14 protein-coding genes are annotated in these 21,374 nt (G+C 71.3%); 3 read left to right on the top strand and 11 right to left on the bottom strand.

What is annotated here, in order from left to right:
* The first annotated feature begins 27 nt into the window (after positions 1–27).
* Both ACE1OA_RS22910 and ACE1OA_RS22905 read left to right on the top strand, forming a co-directional pair.
* Positions 28–1,566: a DUF6020 family protein gene (locus tag ACE1OA_RS22910; protein ID WP_356598761.1), complete on the top strand. Its 1,539-nt coding sequence runs from the start codon at positions 28–30 to the stop codon at positions 1,564–1,566.
* A gap of 280 nt (positions 1,567–1,846) precedes the next feature.
* On the top strand, positions 1,847–2,800 hold the full coding sequence (locus ACE1OA_RS22905; RefSeq protein ID WP_432752836.1) for an IS481 family transposase: 954 nt from the start codon (positions 1,847–1,849) through the stop codon (positions 2,798–2,800).
* Positions 2,801–2,973: 173 nt separating this feature from the next.
* On the opposite strand, the gene obgE is transcribed toward ACE1OA_RS22905, so the two are convergent.
* From obgE to ACE1OA_RS22870, 7 genes are all read right to left on the bottom strand, one after another.
* Positions 2,974–4,413: a GTPase ObgE gene (gene obgE / locus ACE1OA_RS22900; protein WP_147978000.1), complete on the bottom strand. Its 1,440-nt coding sequence runs from the start codon at positions 4,411–4,413 to the stop codon at positions 2,974–2,976.
* A gap of 135 nt (positions 4,414–4,548) precedes the next feature.
* The gene (gene rpmA / locus ACE1OA_RS22895; protein WP_073914109.1) at positions 4,549–4,803 is read right to left on the bottom strand and encodes a 50S ribosomal protein L27; all 255 of its coding nucleotides are present in this window, start codon (positions 4,801–4,803) and stop codon (positions 4,549–4,551) included.
* Positions 4,804–4,817: 14 nt separating this feature from the next.
* Positions 4,818–5,138, bottom strand: coding sequence for a 50S ribosomal protein L21 (gene rplU / locus ACE1OA_RS22890; protein ID WP_015033583.1), 321 nt, complete (start codon positions 5,136–5,138; stop codon positions 4,818–4,820).
* Between the two features lie 200 nt (positions 5,139–5,338).
* Positions 5,339–6,265, bottom strand: coding sequence for a UTP--glucose-1-phosphate uridylyltransferase GalU (gene galU / locus ACE1OA_RS22885; RefSeq protein ID WP_432753293.1), 927 nt, complete (start codon positions 6,263–6,265; stop codon positions 5,339–5,341).
* A gap of 94 nt (positions 6,266–6,359) precedes the next feature.
* Positions 6,360–10,088: an Rne/Rng family ribonuclease gene (locus ACE1OA_RS22880; protein WP_432753292.1), complete on the bottom strand. Its 3,729-nt coding sequence runs from the start codon at positions 10,086–10,088 to the stop codon at positions 6,360–6,362.
* Positions 10,089–10,323: 235 nt separating this feature from the next.
* Positions 10,324–11,115, bottom strand: a complete 792-nt coding sequence (locus ACE1OA_RS22875; protein ID WP_356598768.1) for a TIGR03936 family radical SAM-associated protein — start codon at positions 11,113–11,115, stop codon at positions 10,324–10,326.
* 125 nt (positions 11,116–11,240) lie between these two features.
* Positions 11,241–12,656: a hypothetical protein gene (locus ACE1OA_RS22870; RefSeq protein ID WP_432753291.1), complete on the bottom strand. Its 1,416-nt coding sequence runs from the start codon at positions 12,654–12,656 to the stop codon at positions 11,241–11,243.
* A 208-nt stretch (positions 12,657–12,864) separates the two neighbouring features.
* On the opposite strand from ACE1OA_RS22870, the gene ACE1OA_RS22865 reads away from it, so the two are divergent.
* Complete coding sequence (locus tag ACE1OA_RS22865; protein WP_432753290.1) at positions 12,865–14,307, top strand: recombinase family protein; 1,443 nt, start codon at positions 12,865–12,867, stop codon at positions 14,305–14,307.
* A gap of 48 nt (positions 14,308–14,355) precedes the next feature.
* Here ACE1OA_RS22865 and ACE1OA_RS22860 read toward each other — a convergent pair whose 3' ends face one another.
* The 4 genes from ACE1OA_RS22860 to mrdA are packed head-to-tail and all read right to left on the bottom strand — an operon-like array spanning position 14,356 to position 21,366.
* A complete protein-coding gene (locus ACE1OA_RS22860) occupies positions 14,356–16,287 on the bottom strand; it encodes a TIGR03960 family B12-binding radical SAM protein (RefSeq protein ID WP_432753289.1) in 1,932 nt (643 codons plus the stop codon).
* Between the two features lie 50 nt (positions 16,288–16,337).
* Positions 16,338–17,873, bottom strand: coding sequence for a CYTH and CHAD domain-containing protein (locus ACE1OA_RS22855; RefSeq protein WP_356598774.1), 1,536 nt, complete (start codon positions 17,871–17,873; stop codon positions 16,338–16,340).
* 42 nt (positions 17,874–17,915) lie between these two features.
* Entirely contained in the window at positions 17,916–19,115 is a 1,200-nt protein-coding gene (gene rodA, locus ACE1OA_RS22850) for a rod shape-determining protein RodA (RefSeq protein ID WP_356598776.1), read from the bottom strand.
* 4 nt (positions 19,116–19,119) lie between these two features.
* Positions 19,120–21,366 (bottom strand): penicillin-binding protein 2, encoded by a 2,247-nt coding sequence (gene mrdA, locus ACE1OA_RS22845; RefSeq protein WP_356598778.1) that lies wholly within the window; start codon positions 21,364–21,366, stop codon positions 19,120–19,122.
* Positions 21,367–21,374: the final 8 nt, after the last annotated feature.

Genomic DNA, 21,374 nt, shown 5'->3' with positions numbered 1-21,374 from the left:
CGTCCTCGACCAGCCAGCGGAGCCGAGTTGAATCTCCCGCGCATCCCCTACCTCAGCGAGCAGTGGGCGAAAGTCCCGGAGCGTCGCCGACTGCCGCTGGCGGTCTACGCGACCACCCAGGTGCTGTTCCTGCTGTGGTGGGCCGCGTTCTACCCCGGCGCCCTGAGCTACGACTCGATCACCTACGTGTGGCACGTCACCACGGGGCACTGGGAGTCGAACCACTCGGTGGCGTACGACGCCCTGGTGTGGCTGTCGCTCAACACGACGGGTGACCTGGCGGTCCTGACGCTGGCTCAGACCATCGCCATGTCGGCGGTGCTCGCCTACTGCGCCGGCACCCTTCGGGAGTGGGGTGTCCGGGGCCGCTGGGCTGCGCTCGTCGCGGTGGTCCTCGCCGTGGCGCCGCCGACGGCCGTCTTCATCATCTTCGTGTGGAAGGACGTGCCGTTCGTCATCGGCGGCATCCTGGCCTTCGGAGCGGCGGGCCGGCTCGCCGCCCGCCGGGCGCGGGGCCGGCAGGCCGAGCGCGACCGGGTGTTCTACCGCGACATGGGGCTGCTCTTCCTGGGCTTCCTGTCCCTGGCGGTCTTCCGCAACAACGGCATGCTCGTCGCCGTCGTCGCCGCCCCCGTGCTGCTGCTCTCGCTGCCGAAGATGCGGCGGTGGCTGCTGGCGGCGACGGCCGTGCCGGTTGCGGTCTTCATGCTGCTCACCGCGGTGATCTATCCGGCCGCGGGTGTGAAGACGCCGCCGAAGGACGCGGTCTACGCGTTCTTCTACGCGGACATCGCGGTGGCGTACAAGCAGCGCCCGGGCTTCTTCACCAAGCAGGACAAGGCCCTGATGAAGGACATCGCGCCGCTGTCCCACTGGGGCGGACGGGCCGGCAACTGCTACAACGCCGACTGGGCGATGGAGTCGCCTCCGATGAACCGGCCGCTCGCGGCCGAGCGCAACGACGAGCTGATGGCCCTGTGGCGCCGGGTGCTGAACCGGACGCCGGACCTCGTCGTCGGTGCCCGGGTGTGCCGCGCGCACATCGCGTGGGCGGTCTTCCCCGGGCCCAAGGAGCTCCGGGCGAACACGCTGCTCAGCGACCCGCAGACGTCGAAGACGCTGTTCAGCTACCTCAAGTGGAACGACGACATCAAGCACAGCGAGTACCGGCCGATCCTCAAGATCCGCCCGCTGAACGAGTCGCTCCACACCCTGGCCGACTTCTCGTGGCGTGCGAGCAAGGTCCCGCAGCTGCAGTGGCTGCTGTTCCGCGGCGCGATCTGGTGCTACGCCACCTACGCGATCGTGCTGCTGTTCCGCCGCCGCACGAAGCTGGCCGGCGTGCCGGCGCTGCTGGCGGTGACGCTGGGCCTCCAGCTGACCGTCCTCGCGGCCAACCCGGCGCCGCTCTGGCGCTACATGATCGGCCCGATCTTCATCGGCGTCCTGACGCTCCCGCTGATCAAGGCCAACCCGCGGTTCGCCAAGCGGAACGACGAGGCGTCGGCGAAGACCGACCCGAAGTCGGACCGGGAGCCCGAGCCGGAGCCCGAACCGGTGCACTGACCGTCACACCGTACGAAGAGGGGCCCGCCCCCGGCCGCGTCAGCGGCTGGGGGCGGGCCCCTCTTCGGTCCGTGCGAGGACCTGAGAGCGCCGTGTAAACGCCGCCGCGCCGGACCCCGTGAGGAGTCCGGCGCGGCAGCGTGGACGGACGGGGGCCGGTGCGGCCCCGGGCGCCCTAGGTGTATTGATCACGGACGTTGTTGACACGGTTGGGTCTTGAACATGGCGAAGGCCCCCGTGTGTGGTGGAGGTGTCGAATCTTCACCGCACGGAGGCCTTCGTGTCCCACCGTAATGCCCGACTGACCGTCTTCGGGAGACGACTGCTGGTCGAACGTGTCGAATCGGGCCGTCCGGTCGCTCATGTCGCGGCCGAGATGGGCATCTCCCGGGCCACCGCCCACAAATGGATCCGCCGTTGGCGAGCCGAGGGACAGGCCGGGCTGCACGACCGTTCCAGCCGCCCGCACTCGACACCGCACCGAACCCCGCCGGCGATCGAGGCCCGGGTCTGCGACCTGCGCCGGGACCGCAAACTCGGACCCGCCCGGATCGGCCCGATCCTGGGCCTGCCCGCCTCCACCGTCCACCGCATCCTCACCCGCCACCACCTGCACCGGCTCACATGGCTGGACCGGCCGACCGGCACGGTGATCCGCCGATACGAACGCGACCGGCCCGGCGAACTGATCCACGTGGACGTGAAGAAACTCGGCCGGATCCCCGACGGCGGCGGCCACAAGACCAACGGCCGCGAGGCCGGCCGGCCGATCCGCGGCATGGGCTTCGACTACGTGCACTCCGCCGTCGACGACCACTCCCGCCTCGCCTACAGCGAGATCCACGCCGACGAGAAGGTCGCGACCTGCGCAGGCTTCCTGACCCGCGCGGCCGCCTTCTTCCACAGCCACGGCATCGACCACATCGAGCGAGTCCTGACCGACAACGCCTGGGCCTACCGCAAGGGCCTGGCCTGGAAAAACGCCCTCGCCGAGCTCGGTGCGACCGGAAAGCTGACCCGTGCCTACCGGCCGCAGACCAACGGCAAGGTCGAACGCTTCAACCGCACCCTGCTCGACGAATGGGCCTACCTGAAGCCCTACACCTCAAACAACGAGCGCACCGAAGCCCTGGCAGACTTCCTCCACACCTACAACCACCACCGCTGCCACACCGCACTCGGCGGCAAACCGCCCATCACCCGTGTGAACAACCCTGCGAGTCAATACACCTAGGGCGTGTTGCCAAAGTCCCGCCTGCCTCGCGACGCCTGGCACGCACGCTCGCCGCGTTGTCGGGATCGTCCGAGTACGCCCAGTACGAGGGCGACCCTCCGCCTTGCGATCGCACGCACCAGACGCCGCGAGGCCCGCCCTTCGGGCGGACGCCGGTACTTTCGCAACACGCCCTAGAAGGGGTCGAACTCGTCGTACTCGCGCTGCGCCTCGTCGCGCTCGGCGTCGCGGTCCCGGCGGCGCTGCGCCGCGGGGCGCGGCGCCTCCAGACGGTGGTCCTCGCCACGGCGGCCGAGCATCTCGGCGCCGGCCATCATCGTGGGCTCCCAGTCGAACACGACCGCGTTGTCCTCGGCACCGATGGCGACGCCGTCGCCGGCGCGGGCACCGGCCTTCATCAGCTGGTCCTCGACGCCCAGGCGGTTGAGGCGGTCGGCCAGGTAGCCGACGGCCTCGTCGTTGTTGAAGTCGGTCTGGCGGACCCAGCGCTCCGGCTTCTCGCCGCGCACGCGGTAGAGGTCCTCGCTCTCCTCGTACGTGACGGTGAACCCGGCGTCGTCGACGGCCTTCGGGCGGATGACGATGCGGGTCGCCTCCTCCTTCGGCTTGGCCGCGCGCGCCTCGGCCACGATGCCGGCCAGTGCGAAGGACAGCTCCTTCAGGCCCGTGCGGGCCACCGCCGACGCCTCGTAGACCTGGTATCCGCGCTCCTCCAGGTCCGGGCGGATCATGTCCGCGAGGTCCTGGCCGTCCGGGATGTCGATCTTGTTGAGGACGACGATCCGGGGCCGGTCGTCGAGGCCGCCGTACTGCCGCAGCTCCTCCTCGATGACGTCGAGGTCGGAGATCGGGTCACGGTCGGACTCCAGCGTCGCGGTGTCCAGGACGTGCACCAGGACGGAGCAGCGCTCCACGTGGCGCAGGAACTCCAGGCCCAGGCCGCGGCCCTGGCTCGCGCCCGGGATGAGGCCGGGGACGTCGGCGATCGTGTACACGGTCGAGCCGGCGGTGACGACCCCCAGATTGGGGACCAGCGTCGTGAACGGGTAGTCCGCGATCTTCGGCTTGGCGGCGCTCAGCACCGAGATCAGCGAGGACTTGCCGGCGCTCGGGTAGCCCACCAGGGCCACGTCGGCGACGGTCTTCAGCTCCAGGACGATGTCCCGTGACTCGCCGGGCTCGCCGAGCAGCGCGAAACCGGGGGCCTTGCGGCGCGCGGAGGCCAGTGCGGCGTTCCCGAGGCCGCCTCGGCCGCCCTGGCCCGCGACGAAGGTGGTGCCCTCGCCGACCAGGTCGGCGAGCACGTTGCCCTGCTTGTCGAGGACGACGGTGCCGTCCGGCACGGTCAGGACGAGGTCCTGGCCGTCCTTGCCGGAGCGGTTGTCGCCGGCGCCGGGCTGGCCGTTGGTCGCCTTGCGGTGGGGAGAGTGGTGGTACTCGAGGAGCGTGGTGACGGACTGGTCGACGACCAGGATCACGTCACCGCCACGGCCGCCGTTGCCGCCGTCGGGGCCACCGAGCGGCTTGAACTTCTCGCGATGGACGGAGGCGCAGCCGTGGCCTCCGTTACCCGCGGCGACGTGCAGCTCGACGCGGTCCACGAAGGTGGTCATGTTCTGTGCCTCCAGTTGGGGGGTCCCCCCGGCCGGCCGGCTGGAGGCAAACGTGCGGAATGTCTATCTAGTAACACGCGAAAGGCGGACCCGCTTCCCCAAGGGGAAGTGAGGTCCGCCTCCGCAGAGAACCGATCAGGCGACCGGAACGATGTTCACGACCTTGCGGCCACGGTGGGTGCCGAACTGCACCGAACCGGCCTGCAGGGCGAACAGGGTGTCGTCGCCGCCGCGGCCGACGCCCGAGCCCGGGTGGAAGTGGGTGCCGCGCTGGCGGATCAGGATCTCACCGGCGCTGACGACCTGACCGCCGAAGCGCTTCACGCCGAGCCGCTGAGCGTTGGAGTCGCGACCGTTCCGAGTGGACGATGCGCCCTTCTTGTGTGCCATCTCTCCTCAGTCCCTTACTTCGCAGCCGCGGGGATGCCGGTGACCTTGATCGCCGTGTACTGCTGGCGGTGGCCCTGGCGACGGCGGTAACCGGTCTTGTTCTTGTAGCGAAGGATGTCGATCTTCGCGCCCTTGTGGTGGTCCACGACCTCGGCCGTGACCTTGATGCCGGCCAGGACCCAGGGGTCGCTGGTCACGGCGTCGCCGTCGACAACGAGCAGGGTCGAGAGCTCGACCGTGTCGCCAACCTTGGCAGTGGAAATCTTGTCAACCTCAACGATGTCGCCGACAGCAACCTTGTGCTGGCGACCACCGCTGCGCACGATGGCGTACACGCGGATCTCTCTCTCACTCGGGAACGAACCCCTGATGCCAGCCGCTCACACGGGCCGGGGCCCGCGACGATCCGGAAGTGGACGAGCGGCCTCTCCCGGCAGACCGGGAGGAGGGTGCTCAGGGGTGGTGGCGCGCCATACGACACGCCGACGGTCAAGGTTACGGGCCGGTGCCGTAGGGGGTCAAATTCGGCGGAAGGTCACGCGTCGCCGGACTCGGCGACGAACCCGCGCAGCCACTCCCGGAACTCGGGGCCCAGGTCCTCCCGCTCGCACGCGAGGCGCACGATGGCCCGCAGGTAGTCGCCGCGGTCCCCGGTGTCGTAGCGGCGGCCCTTGAAGACCACGCCGTGCACCGGCCCGCCGAGGTCCTCGTCCTGCGCCATCTGCTGCAGGGCGTCGGTGAGCTGGATCTCGCCGCCGCGGCCCGGCTCGGTCTCCTTCAGGATCCCGAAGACGGCCGGGTCCAGGACGTAGCGGCCGATCACCGCGTAGCTGCTCGGCGCCTCGGCCGGGTCCGGCTTCTCCACCAGGCCGGTGATCCGGACGACGTCGGCGTCGTCGGTCGGCGCCACGGCGGCGCACCCGTACAGGTGGATCTGCGCCGGGTCGACCTCCATCAGCGCGATGACACTGCCGCCACGCTGTGCGAGGACCTCCAGCATCCGGGCGAGCAGCGGGTCGCGCGGGTCGATCAGGTCGTCCCCGAGGAGGACCGCGAAGGGCTCGTCGCCGACGTGCGGGGCCGCGCACAGGACCGCGTGGCCGAGGCCGCGCGGGTCGCCCTGACGGACGTAGTGCATCGTCGCGAGCTCGCTCGACTCCTGGACCTTCGCCAGCCGCTCCTCGTCGCCCTTGCGGGTGAGCGCGGACTCCAGCTCGTAGTTCCGGTCGAAGTGGTCCTCCAGCGGGCGCTTGTTGCGGCCCGTGACCATCAGGACGTCCGGGAGACCCGCCGACACCGCCTCCTCGACCACGTACTGGATCGCCGGCTTGTCGACGACCGGAAGCATCTCCTTGGGAGTCGCCTTCGTCGCCGGCAAGAACCTGGTGCCCAGACCGGCGGCAGGAATGACGGCCTTACGGACGGTGACGGGCCGCGCGGGCCCGGTGGGGGTGTTGTTCATCGAGCTGGTTCCTGGTTCCGAGTCGCTTTGCTTTCAAAGCCGTGTGGGCCGTCCCCTTGCGAGAACGGCCCACACGGGCTCTGTCGGTACTGCGTCAGTCCTGCGCGGGGGCGGCCGTCTTCTTGGCGGCGGCCTTCTTGGTGGTCGTCTTCTTGGCCGCGGTCTTCTTGGCCACCGTCGTCTTCTTGGCGGCGGCCTTCTTCGCGGTGGCCTTCTTGGCGGTCTTGCGGACCGTCTTCTTGGCCGGGGCGGCTGCCTCGGCCTCGGGCTCCGCGGCGACGACCGGGTCCTCGACCGCGGCAGGGGCCGCGGCCGGGGCGTCGACCACCACGACGGCGGCCTCCTCCGCGCCGCTCGGCGAACCGGCGGGAGCGGTGACCTTGCGGACCACCCGGCGGCGGGCCCGCGGCGGGGCGGCCACGGGGGCCTCCTCGACGACGGGCGCCTCGACGACCGGCTCCGGCGCGGCCTCGGCGACCGGCTCCGGGGCGACGACCGCCTCCGGGGCCGGCGCGGGGGACCCGGCCGGCGCGGTGGCCTTGCGGGTCGCCCGGCGACGGGTCCGGGGAGCCGGGGCGGCCTCCTCGGCGACCGGGGCCTCGACGACGGGCGCCTCGGCCACGACCTGCGGCTCCGGCGCGGCCTCGACCACGGGCTCCGGGGCGGGTGCGGACACCGGCGAACCGGCCGGCGCGGTGGCCTTGCGGGTCGCCCGGCGACGGCCGCGGCCACGGGTGGCGGCGGCCTCGGCCTCGGCGGCGCTGCCGTACAGCTCCTCGTCAGCGGCGATGGGCTCCTCCACGGCGACCGGCTCGGCGATCTCCGCGGCGATCTCCGCCTCGGTCTCGACGGTCTCGGTCTCCGCGGCCTCGACGTGCTCGTGCTCGTGGTGCTCGGCACCGCCGCGACCGCGCTTCTTCGAGCGCTTGCCGCTGCCGCCGCCGCCCTGACCGGCCGGCTGCTCCATGTGCACGATCACGCCACGGCCGTTGCAGTGGACGCAGGTCTCCGAGAAGGACTCCAGCAGGCCCTGGCCGACGCGCTTGCGGGTCATCTGGACCAGGCCCAGCGAGGTGACCTCGGCCACCTGGTGCTTGGTCCGGTCACGGCCCAGGCACTCCAGGAGGCGGCGCAGCACCAGGTCGCGGTTGGACTCCAGGACCATGTCGATGAAGTCGATGACCACGATGCCGCCGAGGTCCCGCAGGCGCAGCTGGCGGACGATCTCCTCGGCCGCCTCGAGGTTGTTCCTCGTCACGGTCTCTTCGAGGTTGCCGCCCTGGCCGGTGAACTTGCCGGTGTTGACGTCGACGACGATCATCGCCTCGGTCTTGTCGATCACCAGCGAACCGCCGCTCGGCAGCCAGACCTTGCGGTCCAGCGCCTTCATCAGCTGCTCGTCGATCCGGTAGGTCGCGAAGACGTCGACCTCGCTCGTCCACCGCTGGAGGCGGTCGCCCAGGTCGGGCGCCACGTGGTTGACGTAGCCGTGGATGGTCTCCCAGGCGTCGTCACCGCTGACGATGACCTTGGAGAAGTCCTCGTTGAAGATGTCGCGGACGACGCGGACGGTCATGTCCGGCTCGCCGTACAGCAGGCTCGGCGAGGAGGTCGTGGACATCCTGGACTTCTTCTGGATCTCCTCCCACTGCGCCTGGAGCCGCTCGACGTCGCGGCGCAGCTCGTCCTCGCTCGCGCCCTCGGCGGCGGTGCGCACGATGACGCCCGCGTCCTCGGGGACGATCTTCTTGAGGATGGTCTTCAGACGGGCGCGCTCGGTGTCCGGGAGCTTGCGGCTGATGCCGGTCATCGAGCCCTCGGGGACGTACACGAGGTAGCGGCCCGGCAGGGAGACCTGGCTGGTCAGACGCGCGCCCTTGTGGCCGATCGGGTCCTTCGTCACCTGGACGAGGACCGACTGGCCGGACTTGAGGGCGGTCTCGATGCGGCGCGGCCCGTTGGCCATGCCGAGCGCCTCGAAGTTGACCTCACCGGCGTACAGGACGGCGTTGCGGCCCTTGCCGATGTCGACGAAGGCGGCCTCCATGGACGGCAGGACGTTCTGCACCTTGCCCAGGTAGACGTTGCCGACGTACGAGGTGGCCTGCTCCTTGTTGACGTAGTGCTCGACGAGCACGTTGTCCTCGAGGACGCCGATCTGGGTGCGCTCGCCGTTCTGGCGGACGACCATGACGCGCTCGACGGCCTCACGGCGGGCCAGGAACTCGGCCTCGGTGATGATCGGCACGCGGCGGCGGCCCTGCTCGCGTCCCTCGCGGCGGCGCTGCTTCTTCGCCTCCAGACGGGTGGAGCCCTTGATGGACTGCACCTCGTCCGAGGAGGTGCCGGCCTCAGGCTTCTCCCGGGCCGGGCGGGGCTCGCGGACCTTGACGACCGTACGGACGCCGTCCTCGTCGCCCGCCTCGGAGTCGGAGGCGTCACCGCTGCGGCGGCGACGACGGCGACGACGGCGGGAGCTGCTGGTGCCGGCGGCGGACGGGGTGCCGCCCTCGTCCTCGGACTCCTCGTCCTCGGACTCCTCGTCGGCCTGGTCGGAGTCGTCCTCGGCGTGGGCCTCGTCGCCCTCCTCGGCCTCATCGGCGTCGGCGAGCTCGCCGCGACGGCGGCGTCGGCCGCCACGACGGCGACGGCGGGACGGTCGGTCCTCGTGGTCGTCGGCGTCCTCGACCTCCGCCTCGGGCTCCTCCGCCTCGACCTCGGGCTCCTCGGCGACGGTGGAGGGCACGGGCTCGACGACGGGCTCGACGGGCTCACCACGGCGGCGGCGACGGCGACGGCCGGCCGGCTCGGGGCGCTCCTCGGCGACCGGCGTCTCCACGACGGCCTCGGCGGTCTCGGCGGTCTCGTCGACCTCCTCCTCCGGCTCCGTGGTCTCGGCGGCCACGGCGGCGGCGGCCGCGGCGGTCTCCGGGGTCTGGAACATCGGCTCGGTGAAGACCGGGGCCTGGAACACGGCGACGGCGGGGCGGGCGGCGCGACGACCCCGCGGGGTCTCCTCCGCCTTGGGCGCGACGACCGGCTCGGAGGTGAACTGCGGCGAGCCGGCGCGGCGGCGCGTACGGCCGCGGGTGGCGGCCTGCTCGGCGGCGGCGACCTCGGGCTCGGCCTCGGCGGCGGTGATCTGCGCGACGGTCTCCTGCGGCAGGCTCTCGCCGGCCGGCTCGGGCGTGGTGGCCTTGCGGGTGGCACGACGACGCGTACGCGGCGCCGGAGCAGCCTCCTCGGCGGGCGCCTCGACCGCGGCCGGGGCCTCGGTGGCCGGAGCCTCAGGAGCCTCGACCGTCTCGGCGACGGGCTCAGGAGTGGTCGCCTTACGGGTGGCACGACGACGCGTACGCGGCGCCGGAGCAGCCTCCTCAGCGGGCGCCTCCACGGCGGCCGGGGCCTCGGCGGCCGGGGCCTCAGGAGCCTCCACCGCCTCGGCGACGGGCTCAGGGGTCGTAGCCTTACGAGTGGCACGACGACGCGTACGCGGCGCCGGAGCAGCCTCCTCGGCAGGCGCCTCCACGGCGGCCGGAGCCTCGGTGGCCGGAGCCTCAGGAGCCTCGACCGTCTCGGCGACGGGCTCGGGCGTGGTGGCCTTACGGGTCGCACGACGACGCGTACGCGGCGCCGGAGCGGCCTCCTCAGCGGGCGCCTCCACGGCGGCCGGGGCCTCGGTGGCCGGGGTGTCCACGACGACCTCGGCGGTGGTGTCCGCGGCGACCGGGGGGCCGGCCGGGCGGGAAGCGGCGCGGCGCCTGCGGCGCGGCGGCAGCTTGTCACCAGGTGCGGTGTTGTTCTCTTCGTTCGGCTCGAGCATGCGGGCGGTTCTCCCGTCACGCTCCCGGGCGCCGCGCCTGGTTCCGGTCCGGCGGCACGGCCGCGCGCAGTGCGCGGTGCCGCCGTCCGGGGCGCGGGCGCCGCACGGGAGCTGATGTCTGGCTCGCCGGTTCCGTACGCCTCTTGCGCACGGCCTGGCGAAAGTCTCCTGTGTCAGTGCGCGGCCCGACCCAGGTGGCTCCCGAGTACCAGGGCTGCGCTACAACGACCGCTCCCTACGCGGTACCGGTACCCGGCGCCGTCGCTGAGGAGGTCGCGGCGGCCGTGGGTGGAGCGGCCGTGACTGCCTCGCGGTCGGGCGCGAGCGGGTCGGTCACCGTGCCGGACTCCTCGTCGAAGAGCCCCTGCGCCAGCCTGGTCACCGCAGCGGGGACCGGCGGCGCCAGGTCGGCCACAGCTCGGAGACCGGACAGGACGTCGTCGGGTCGCACGGCAGGTGTCACGTGCCGAACAACCAGCCGCAGTATCGCACAGGCACTGTCCAGCGGCCTATCAGCCTCGGAACGAGCCTGTGGACGGTCGGCGACGAGGTCGGCGACGGCGGAACGGGCGTCGAAGGTGCGGATGCCGTTCTTCGTCTTGCGCTGCACCTCCACGGTCTCGGCCGCGAGGAAGGCCGCGACGGCCTTCTCCGCGTCCTCGACGGTGACGCCGTCGAGCCGCAGCTCCCACACGGAGGCGGTGAGCCGGTCGGCGAGTCCGGAGGTCCGGGCCTCGACGGCGTCGGTGATGTCGAGGCCGTCGGGGAGCGACTCGTCGAGCAGCGTCCGCAGCATCTGCGGGTCCCGCTGTTCGGTGAGGGCGATCTCCAGGTACTCGGCCTCGGAGCCCGTACCCGTGGGGGCGGCGTTGGCGTACGACACCTTGGGGTGCGGGGTGAATCCGGCCGAGTACGCCATGGGCACCTCGGCGCGGCGCAGCGCACGCTCGAACGCGCGCTGGAAGTCACGGTGGCTGGTGAACCGGAGGCGGCCGCGCTTGGTGTAGCGCAGTCGGATGCGCTGCACCGCCGGTGCGGGCGGCGGGCCTTCGGGCTGTCGCTTGCCCAGTGGTTCTTCTCCTCGGTGCGGAGCGGGCGCGGTGGCGCGCCGCCCACGGAATGCGGGTGGCCTCTGGGGGGCCCGTGACCGGCTCACCCCCGCTTTCGCAGGGAGATCTCGGGTGCGGGCACCGCGCCGGAGGCGTTCGTTGTACTACCCAGAGTACGCGCCGGGGCCACCACCGGTTCCACAGGCTCGGTCACCCGGGGTCCGCCGACCAGAGCGTGCCAGGCGTCGCGGCGGGCCTGCCGGACGGTCGCACGTGCGGTGGCGAGCGCGTCACGGGCGACGCGGCCCGCCTCGACGGCCGCCGTACGGGCCGGCGCCCAGATCCGGTCGCGGGTCCAGTGGCCGAGGGGGGTGCACACGCTCCGGTAGAACCAGGCGGCGGGCCTCCCGACGAGGTTCCAGGCGGCACGGCCGAGGGCGCGCCAGACGGCCCGGGAGACGAACCCCGCGATCCGCCAGCAGAACATGAGCGCGTCGAGGAGTTCGCGGGCGAGGGGGACGAGCACGTGCCGCCCGACCCAGCCGAGCGGGACGACGACGCCGTAGCGGACCACGGGCACGAGGAGGTACCGCCACGCGCCGACCCAGGGCCAGACGAAGAGCGCCTTGCCGAGCCAGGTCAGGGCGTGACCGAGGCCGGTGAGTCCCAGGGCCAGCGCACGTCCGGCGGGGGCGATCACCCATCGGCGCGTCCAGCGGGCCAGCTGGCCGAGGCCGGTACCGAGCGGCACGAGGACCGCGCGGTACAGCCATCCGGCGGGCACTCCGACGCCGTAGCGGCAGACGGGGACGACGACGTACCGCCACAGCCCCACCCACGGCCACACGAACAACGCCCTCGCCAGCCACACCCCGGCCACGGCCGCACCCCGGCCCAGCACCCCGAAGAACCGACCCAGGCCGCGCCCCACCGGCGCAAGCACCACCCGGTACAGCCATCCGGCGGGCACCACCACGCCGTAACGCCACACCGGCACGACCACATACCGCCACAGCCCCACCCACGGCCACACGAACAACGCCCTCGCCAGCCACACCCCGGCCACGGCCGCACCCCGGCCCAGCACCCCGAAGAACCGACCCAGGCCGCGCCCCACCGGCGCAAGCACCACCCGGTACAGCCATCCGGCGGGCACCACCACGCCGTAACGCCACACCGGCACGACCACATACCGCCACAGCCCCACCCACGGCCACACGAACAACGCCCTCGCCAGCCACTCCACGGTCATGACGAGGCCGCGGAGGACGGGTACGAGGACGTGTTCGGCGAGCCATCCCAGCGGGACGGTGACGGTGTACCGGAACAGCCAGGCGGCGGCCCGCGCCAGGGGGCGCAGCAGCACCCGGTCGAGGGCCTTCGCGGTGACGACGAGGAGGTCCCAGACCATCCGGACCGGGACGACGACGACCAGGACCACGATCCGGACCGGAATCCTCACGGCCGCCGTCAGACAGCCCTCCGGTTCGGGCCGGGGCTGCGCGTTCTCCATGCTCATGCCGGAAATGACGCGACGGCCCGGTGGAGGGTTTCCCCTCGCACCGGGCCGTCGCCGGAGTGTTACCGGAACGGGCTACTTCACGACCGACAGCGGCAGCAGCTTCTGCACCCTTGGGGCCGAGCTGGATCTGGGTGTCCATCTGTGAGAGACCCACACACCCACAACCAGAGCCGGGGCACGCCGTTGTCAGGACGTGATGACACCCTTGAACGAAGAACTGGGCGCGTTCGCCACCGGGGTTCACTGGAGGGAAGGCGATCTGGCATTACTCGATGAGCTCCGGCGGGCCGAGAGCACACTTCCCGTGGACGCCCCGCGTGCCTTGATCTCGGTGAGGCTCTCGGCCCTCACCGCGGACACCACCTCGCCCGCGCGCCAGGAGCTCGAACTACGGACCCTGGCCCGGGAACGGGGGTTGCGTGTCGTGGGCGTCGCAAGAGATCTGAACGTCTCGGCCACGCGGGTCCCGCCTTGGCGGCGCAGAGAACTGGGGCGCTGGCTGAACGACCGGGTGCCGGACTTCGACGTGATCCTCTTCTGGAAGATGGACCGCTTCGTCCGACGCTTGACGGATCTCAGCACGATGATCGATTGGTGCTCGGCGCACAGGAAGAACCTGATCTCGAAGCACGATGTCATCGACCTGTCCACACCGCTCGGAAAGGCGGCGGCAGAGCTCATCGGAGCTCTGTCGGAGATCGAGACGGGAAGCACAAGCGTCAGGGTGACGAGCCTCTGGGACTACACGAGGACTCAGTCGGACTGGCTCGTGGGCAAGCCGCCCTACGGATACACGACCGACGGAGGCGGGAGGTTGGTCATCGAGCCTCGAGCCCGCCGAGTGCTGCGGTGGTGTCATCGGGCGGCGGTGCGGGGAGTCTCGGCCCGCCGCATGGCCAGTGTGCTCATCCGTGGTCGGATCCCGACCGGCGGTGGCGGCCAGTGGACGGCCAGTACGCTGCTGAGGAGACTACGGAACCCGGCACTGATGGGCCTGCGGGTCGTGGAGGACAAGGAGGGCGGTGTCCGCCGCTCGAGGATCGTCCGCGACAAGGACGGCGTCCCCGTCCGCGTGGCCGACCCGATCTTCACCGAGGCCGAGTGGGAGACCCTTCAGACCGCCCTCGACCAGCGGAGCCGGTCGCAGCCCCGTCGGAACCCAGGCGGCGCGACCGCGTTCCTGGGGATTCTGGTCTGTGCGGACTGCGGGACGAACATGACCGTCCAGCGGACCGCCGTGGAGGACCGGACGTACGCCTACTTGCGCTGCAGGAGCTGCCGGAGCGGAGGCTTGGGCGCTCCTGACCCGGATGCCGTGTACCGAACGCTGCACAGCCACGCCATGGCCGCACTGGGCGCGCAACCGGTACGCATGCGGGAGTACGTGGACGACCCGGTGGAGCGTCGGCGGTCCACGCCTCGTTGGAGCGTGTCGACGAGCGGTGAGACCTTCGGTGACCGCTGGAAGCGTGAGGGCCGGCCGGTGATGACCGAGGACCTGCGGCGGGCCGGCGTCACCTGCCGGGTGAGTCGCACGAAGATTCCCGGAACCAGAGCACCCGAGATCGAGCTGCGGCTCGATGTCCCAGCCGATGTGGAGGAGCGCCTGATCATCAAGCAGGCCGCCTTCCCGGAGGTCGGCCGCTGACGCCGTCGGCCCCGTCCGGAGTGGACGGGGCCGACGGCGCAGGCACTGCTACTTGTTGACGACCGACAGCGGCAGCAGCTTCTGCCCCGTCGGGCCGATCTGGATGTCGAGGCCCAGCTGCGGACAGACCCCGCAGTCGAAGCACGGCGTCCAGCGGCAGTCCTCGACCTCGGTCTCGTCCAGCGCGTCCTGCCAGTCCTCCCAGAGCCAGTCCTTGTCCAGACCGGAGTCCAGGTGGTCCCAGGGCAGGACCTCCTCGTAGGTGCGCTCGCGCGTCGTGTACCAGTCGACGTCGACGCCCTTCTCGGGCAGCGTCTTCTCGGCGCACGCCATCCAGCGGTCGTACGAGAAGTGCTCGCGCCAGCCGTCGAACCGGCCGCCGTCCTCGTACACCGCGCGGATGACCGCGCCGATGCGGCGGTCGCCGCGCGACAGCAGGCCCTCGACGATGCCGGGCTTGCCATCGTGGTAGCGGAAGCCGATGGAGCGGCCGTACTTCTTGTCGCCGCGGATCTTGTCGCGCAGCTTCGTCAGGCGCGCGTCGGTCTCCTCGGCGGAGAGCTGCGGCGCCCACTGGAACGGCGTGTGCGGCTTCGGCACGAAACCGCCGATCGACACCGTGCAGCGGATGTCGTTCTGGCCCGAGACCTTGCGGCCCTCGGCGATCACGTTGACCGCCATGTCGCCGATCTGGAGGACGTCCTCGTCGGTCTCCGTCGGCAGGCCGCACATGAAGTACAGCTTCACCTGGCGCCAGCCGTTGCCGTAGGCCGTGGAGACGGTCCGGATCAGGTCCTCCTCCGAGACCATCTTGTTGATGACCTTGCGCATGCGCTCGGAGCCGCCCTCGGGGGCGAAGGTGAGGCCGGAGCGGCGGCCGTTCCTCGTCAGCTCGTTCGCGAGGTCGACGTTGAACGCGTCCACGCGGGTCGAGGGGAGGGACAGACCGACCTTGTCGTCCTCGTAGCGGTCGGCGAGGCCCTTGGCGATGTCACCGATCTCGGTGTGGTCGGCGCTCGACAGGGAGAGCAGGCCGACCTCCTCGAAGCCGGTCGCCTCGAGGCCCTTCTCGACCATCTCGCCGATGCCGGTGATGCTTCGCTCCCGCACGGGGCGCGTGATCATGCCGGCCTGGCAGAAACGGCAGCCGCGGGTGCAGCCGCGGAAGATCTCGACGGACATCCGCTCGTGGACGGTCTCGGCGAGCGGGACCAGCGGCTGCTTCGGGTACGGCCACTCGTCCAGGTCCATGACGGTGTGCTTGGACACGCGCCACGGCACGCCGGAGCGGTTGGGGACGACGCGGGCGATCCGGCCGTCCGGCAGGTACTCGACGTCGTAGAAGCCGGGGATGTAGACCGAGCCGGTCTTGGCGAGGCGGAGGAGGACCTCCTCGCGCCCGCCCGGGCGGCCCTCGGCCTTCCAGGCCCGGATGATCTCGGTCATGTCCAGCACGGCCTGCTCGCCGTCACCGATGATCGCGGCGTCGATGAAGTCCGCGATCGGCTCGGGGTTGAAGGCGGCGTGGCCGCCGGCGAGCACGATCGGGTGGTCGACGGTCCGGTCCTTGGCCTCCAGCGGGATGCCCGCCAGGTCCAGGGCCGTGAGCATGTTGGTGTAGCCGAGCTCGGTGGAGAAGCTCAGGCCGAAGACGTCGAAGGCGCCGACGGGGCGGTGGCTGTCCACGGTGAACTGGGGCACGTCGTGCTCGCGCATCAGTTCCTCGAGGTCCGGCCAGACGCTGTAGGTCCGCTCGGCGAGAACGCCCTCGCGCTCGTTCAGGACCTCGTAGAGGATCATGACGCCCTGGTTGGGGAGACCGACCTCGTACGCGTCCGGGTACATGAGCGCCCAGCGGACGTCGGCGGACTCCCACGGCTTGACCGTGGAGTTCAGCTCTCCACCGACGTACTGGATCGGCTTCTGCACGTGCGGGAGCAGGGCTTCGAGCTGCGGGAAGACAGACTCGGCAGCAGACATCTCGAACCTTCGTGAGCTGGCAGGGGGCGACTCTCAAGCGTACCCGGTGCTCAGCGGGTCCCCCGCGCCCCTGGTCCGGGCCGGGACGCCTTCGCCCAGACCTGCGGGAACTCCCGTTCGCGGGCCGCGCAGTCCGCCTCCTCCCGGCCGTAGAGGAGTCCCCAGGTGAAGGCGGACTCCCCCGCCGCGTGGGCCTGGACGGCCAGGGTGCGCAGGGCGTCGCGGGCGACGACGCCGTCCTGGTGTTCGCCGAGGAGGCTCTGGACGGCCTTCACCCTCTTGGCGAACTTCTTGGCGGGCTTCCCGAGGGCGGGGGTGGCGGCCTCGGCGGCGTAGCGGGCGCGTTTGGCGGCCTTGCGGGCCTCGTGCATCGCGAGGTCGCGGTCGTGGCCGGCGGGCAGGGCGAGGGCGTGTTCGGCCCGGGCCGAGAGCCGGGCGTGGTCCTTGCGGACGGCGGCGGCGAGGACGGGTCCGGCGTCCCGGTGGGCGGCCTTGCGCAGGGGCGGGTCGGCGAGGAGCGCGTCGAGGGCGGTGAGGAGGGCGAGGTGGCGGGCCGAGTCGAGGGCGGTGAGGACCCGGTCGCGGGCGGTGGCGGCGCTCTGCGCGTTCCGGATCCGCAGCCGGGCGGGGACGGGGCCGAGGACGAGGGTCCGGGGCAGTTCGTCGACGCGGGCGCGGAGCCGGGCGGCGAGGACCTCCTGGTCGCGGGCGACGCCGAGTTCGCCGGCGAGCCACTTCAGCTCGTCGCCGAGGGGGTCGGTGACCCGGCGGTCCAGGACCTTGCGGTAGCTCTTGAGGGCGCTGCGGAGTCGGCGGGTGGCGACCCTCATCTGGTGGACGGCGTCGGGCAGGTCGCGGCGTACGGCGGGGTCGAGGGCGACGAGGGCGTCGCGCTGTTCGCGCGCGTAGGCGAGGATCCGGCCGGCGGCGGTGGTGCCGTCCGGGGCGCCGTCCGTCGGGGGGCCGGACGGGGTGGGCGGGCCGCCGCCGGTCTCCGCCAGCGCCCGGGCCAGTTTCGAGGCGGACTCCGAGGGGTGCACGCCGGCCTTCTTCAGGCGTTTCTCGACGGCGTCGAGGACGGCCGGGTCGGCGTCGTCGGCGAGTTCGACCTCGATCTCGGTCCAGGTGGTCTCGCCGGTGCCGCCGGCGCCCAGGCGTTCGGCGCGGACGGTGTCGACGGAGAGTTCGGCGAGGAGCGTTCCGGAGGCGTCGAGGAGGTGGTGGACGTCGCGGGCGGACCGGAGGCGGACGACGGGGACGACCTGTTCGTCGCGGACGCGGGAGCGCAGGAGCTTGGCCAGGGTGCGGGGCAGGGTGTCGGCCAGCGGCGCCCGGATCTCGTCGCGGATGCCGGAGGCGACGGGGAACTTGAGGTGCCAGCCCGCGTCCTCGCCGCCGGTGCGGCGGCGCAGGGTGAGGGAGTCGGCGGCCAGCAGCAGCCCGGGGGTGTCGTAGTAGACGGCGTCGAGTTCGGTGACGCCGCGGTCCAGGACGGCGAAGACTCCCGGAGCTCGGGTGAGGTCCGGGAGTCCTGTGCCGGGTGTGGCCTCGTACTTCCGCTCGATCTCGCGCTTCGTCTCCGCCATGCATCGAATCTAGACGCGATGGGCGCGGAACGGCAGGGGCGGTCAGGCCGTCATCGGTCGTTGCACCCTGATGGACTGGAGCAGTCCGATCGCCACCCAGACCGCGAACATGGACGAGCCGCCGTAGGAGACGAACGGCAGCGGGAGACCGGCGACGGGCATGATCCCGAGGGTCATGCCGATGTTCTCGAAGGACTGGAAGGCGAACCAGGCGATGATCCCGCCGGCGACGACGGTGCCGTAGAGCTCGGTGGTCTCGCGGGCGATGCGGCAGGCCCGCCAGAGGACCACGCCGAGCAGGACCAGGATGAGTCCGGCCCCGAGGAAGCCGAGCTCCTCGCCGGCCACGGTGAAGACGAAGTCGGTCTGCTGCTCGGGCACGAACTGGCCGGTGGTCTGGGAGCCCTGGAAGAGCCCGGCGCCGGTCAGTCCGCCGGAGCCGATGGCGATGCGGGCCTGGTTGGTGTTGTATCCGACGCCGGCCGGGTCGAGTTCCGGGTTGGCGAAGGCGGCGAAGCGGTTGATCTGGTACTCGTCCAGCATGCCGAGGGTGGTGACGAGGACGGCGCCGAGGACGCCGGCGCCGATCAGGCCGAGGACCCAGCGGTTGGAGGCGCCGGAGGCCAGGAGGACGCCGAGCACGATGACCGCCATCACCATGACGGAGCCGAGGTCGGGCATCAGCATGACGATGGCCATGGGCAGGGCGGCCAGTGCGAGCGCCTTGGCCACGGTGCGGTGGTCGGGGTGGAGCTGGTCGCCCGCGTCGACCTTGGCGGCCAGCAGCATCGCCATCACCAGGATGATCGTGATCTTCACGAACTCGCTGGGCTGGAGCGAGAAGCCGCCGCCGATGACGATCCAGGCGTGGGCGCCGTTGATGGTGGCGCCCAGCGGGGTGAGGACGGCGAGGATCAGCAGGATCGAGATGCCGTAGAGGACCGGCACGGCGCCGCGCAGGGTGCGGTGGCCGAGCCAGACGGTGCCGATCATCAGGGCGAGGCCGATTCCGGTGTTCAGGACGTGCCGAAACAGGAAGTAGTACGGGTCGCCGTTGTTGAGCTCGGTGCGGCCGCGGGTGGCGGACCAGACGAGCAGCGCGCCCATGAAGGACAGGGCGAGCGCGGCGAGCAGCATCGGCCAGTCGAGCCGGCGCAGCAGCGAGTCGCGGGCGGTGAGCTTCGCGAACGCGCCGCGTTCGGGGGCGTACCGGGAGACGGAGAAGCCGTGGGGTGCGCTCATCGGTTCAGTCCCTCCGCCAGGTGGCGGGCGGGCCCGCGAGGTCCTGCGCGTCGTCCGGTTTGGCCGGGTCCGCGGTCCCGTCGTCCGGCGGGGTCGCGTCCGTCTGCCCGCCGGCCTGCTTGAGGGGGTCGACCTTCTGCGACTCGGGGTCGTACGGCGTCACCTTCGGGGCGTCGATGGAGCCGTCGGCCTCGATCTTGGGCAGGCCCTTCTGCGGCTGCGGCAGCAGGGCCCGCTTGAGGTCCTGGTGGCCGGAGTCGTCGAGTCCGTAGAGCGCGTCGTAGATGTTGCGCACGGCGGGGCCGGAGGCGCCGGAGCCCGTACCACCCTGGGAGATCGTCATGACGATCGCGTACTCCTTGGTGTACGTGGCGAACCAGGAGGTCGTCTGCTTGCCGTAGACCTCCGCCGTACCCGTCTTGGCGTGCATCGGGATCTTGTCCTGCGGCCAGCCGCCGAATCGCCAGGCGGCCGTACCGCGGGTCGCGACTCCCGCGAGGGCCTCCTCTATCAACGCCTGGGTCTTGGTGTCCATCGGCAGGCGGCCGTGGGACTTGGGCTTGATCTCGGTGACCTTCTTGCCGTCGGGGCTGATGACGGCCTTGCCGACGGTGGGGTTGTACATCGTGCCGCCGTTGGAGATGGCGGCGTAGATGGTGGCCATCTGGATGGGGGTGACGAGGGTGTCGCCCTGGCCGATGGAGTAGTTGACCGAGTCACCGGCGCGCATCAGGTTGCCTTCGAGGCAGTTCTCGTAGCTGAGCTGCTGGACGTAGGTGCCGCCGCGCTTGCCGACCTTGCACCAGTAGTCCTTGTTGGCCGCCCAGAAGTCCTGCTTCCACTTCCGGTCGGGGACGCGGCCGGAGACCTCGTTGGGGAGGTCGATGCCGGTCTCGGCGCCGAGGCCGAACTGATGCGCGGTCTTGTAGAACCAGTCCTTCGCGTTCTTCTTCGGCTTCATGCCGCCGTCCTTCTGCCACTGCTGGTGGGAGAGGGCGTAGTAGACGGTGTCGCAGGAGACCTCGAGGGCCTGGCCGAGCGTGATGGAGCCGTGGCCCTGGGACTCGAAGTTCTTGAAGACCTGGTTGCCGATGGAGTACGAGGAGGGGCACGGGTAGCGGCCGTTGAACTCGTATCCGGCGTTGACCGCGGCCGTGGTCGGGATGACCTTGAAGATCGAGCCGGGTGCGGCCTGGCCCTGGATGGCCCGGTTGAGCAGCGGGAGGTTGGACGCCTTGCTGGTGAGGGCCGCGTAGTCCTTGCCGGAGATGCCGCCGACCCAGGCGTTGGGGTCGTAGTCGGGGAGCGAGGCCATGGCGACGATCCGGCCGGTCTTCGCCTCCATGACGACGACGGCGCCGGAGTCGGCCTTGTAGTTCTCGCTGGTGTTCTTGTCGAACGTCTTGCGGGCTTCCAGCATCGCGTTGTGGAGCTCCCACTCGGCGACCGCCTGGACGCGGGCGTCGATGGAGGTGACCACGTTGGCGCCGGGCACGGCCTTGTCGCTCTTGGCCTCGCCGATGACCCGGCCGAGGTTGTCGACCTCGTAGCGGGTGACCCCCGCCTTGCCGCGCAGCTCCTTGTCGTAGGTGCGCTCCAGGCCGGAGCGGCCGACCTGGTCGGAGCGGAGGAAGGGCGAGTCGCTGTCCTTGGCCTTCTCGATCTCGGCGTCGGTGACGGGCGAGAGGTAGCCGAGGACCTGTGAGGTCCTGGACTTGCCGGGGGCCGGGTAGCGGCGGACCGCGGTCGGTTCGGCGGTGATGCCGGGGAAGTCCTCGGCGCGCTCGCGGATCTGCAGGGCCTGCTGGGTGGTGGCCTCGGCGGTGACCGGGATCGGCTGGTAGGGGGAGCCGTTCCAGCAGGGCTGCGGCGTCTTGGAGTCGCAGAGCCGGACCTTGTCCATGACGTCCTTGGGCTTCATGCCCAGGACGGCGGCGAGGCGGGTGAGGACGCCCTGGCCGTCGTCCTTCATCTTCATCAGCTCGGTGCGCGAAGCGGAGACCACGAGCCGGGTCTCGTTGTCGGCGAGCGGGACGCCGCGGGCGTCGAGGATGGAGCCGCGGACGGCGGGCTGGACGACCCGCTGGACGCCGTTGTTCTTGGCCTCGTCGGTGTACTCCTGGCCGTTGCGGATCTGGAGGTACCAGAGGCGTCCGCCGAGGGTGAGCAGGAGGGAGAAGACGAGGACCTGGATGACGACGAGCCGGATCTGGACCCTGGGTGTCCGCCCGGTCTCGGGGATGTTGCTCATACTGCGGT

Origin of the sequence: Streptomyces sp. JL2001 (assembly GCF_050917515.1) — a bacterium.
GTDB lineage: Bacteria > Actinomycetota > Actinomycetes > Streptomycetales > Streptomycetaceae > Streptomyces.
The sequence above is the reverse complement of the archived record's forward strand: the minus strand, read 5'-3'. Positions and strand labels throughout refer to the sequence as shown.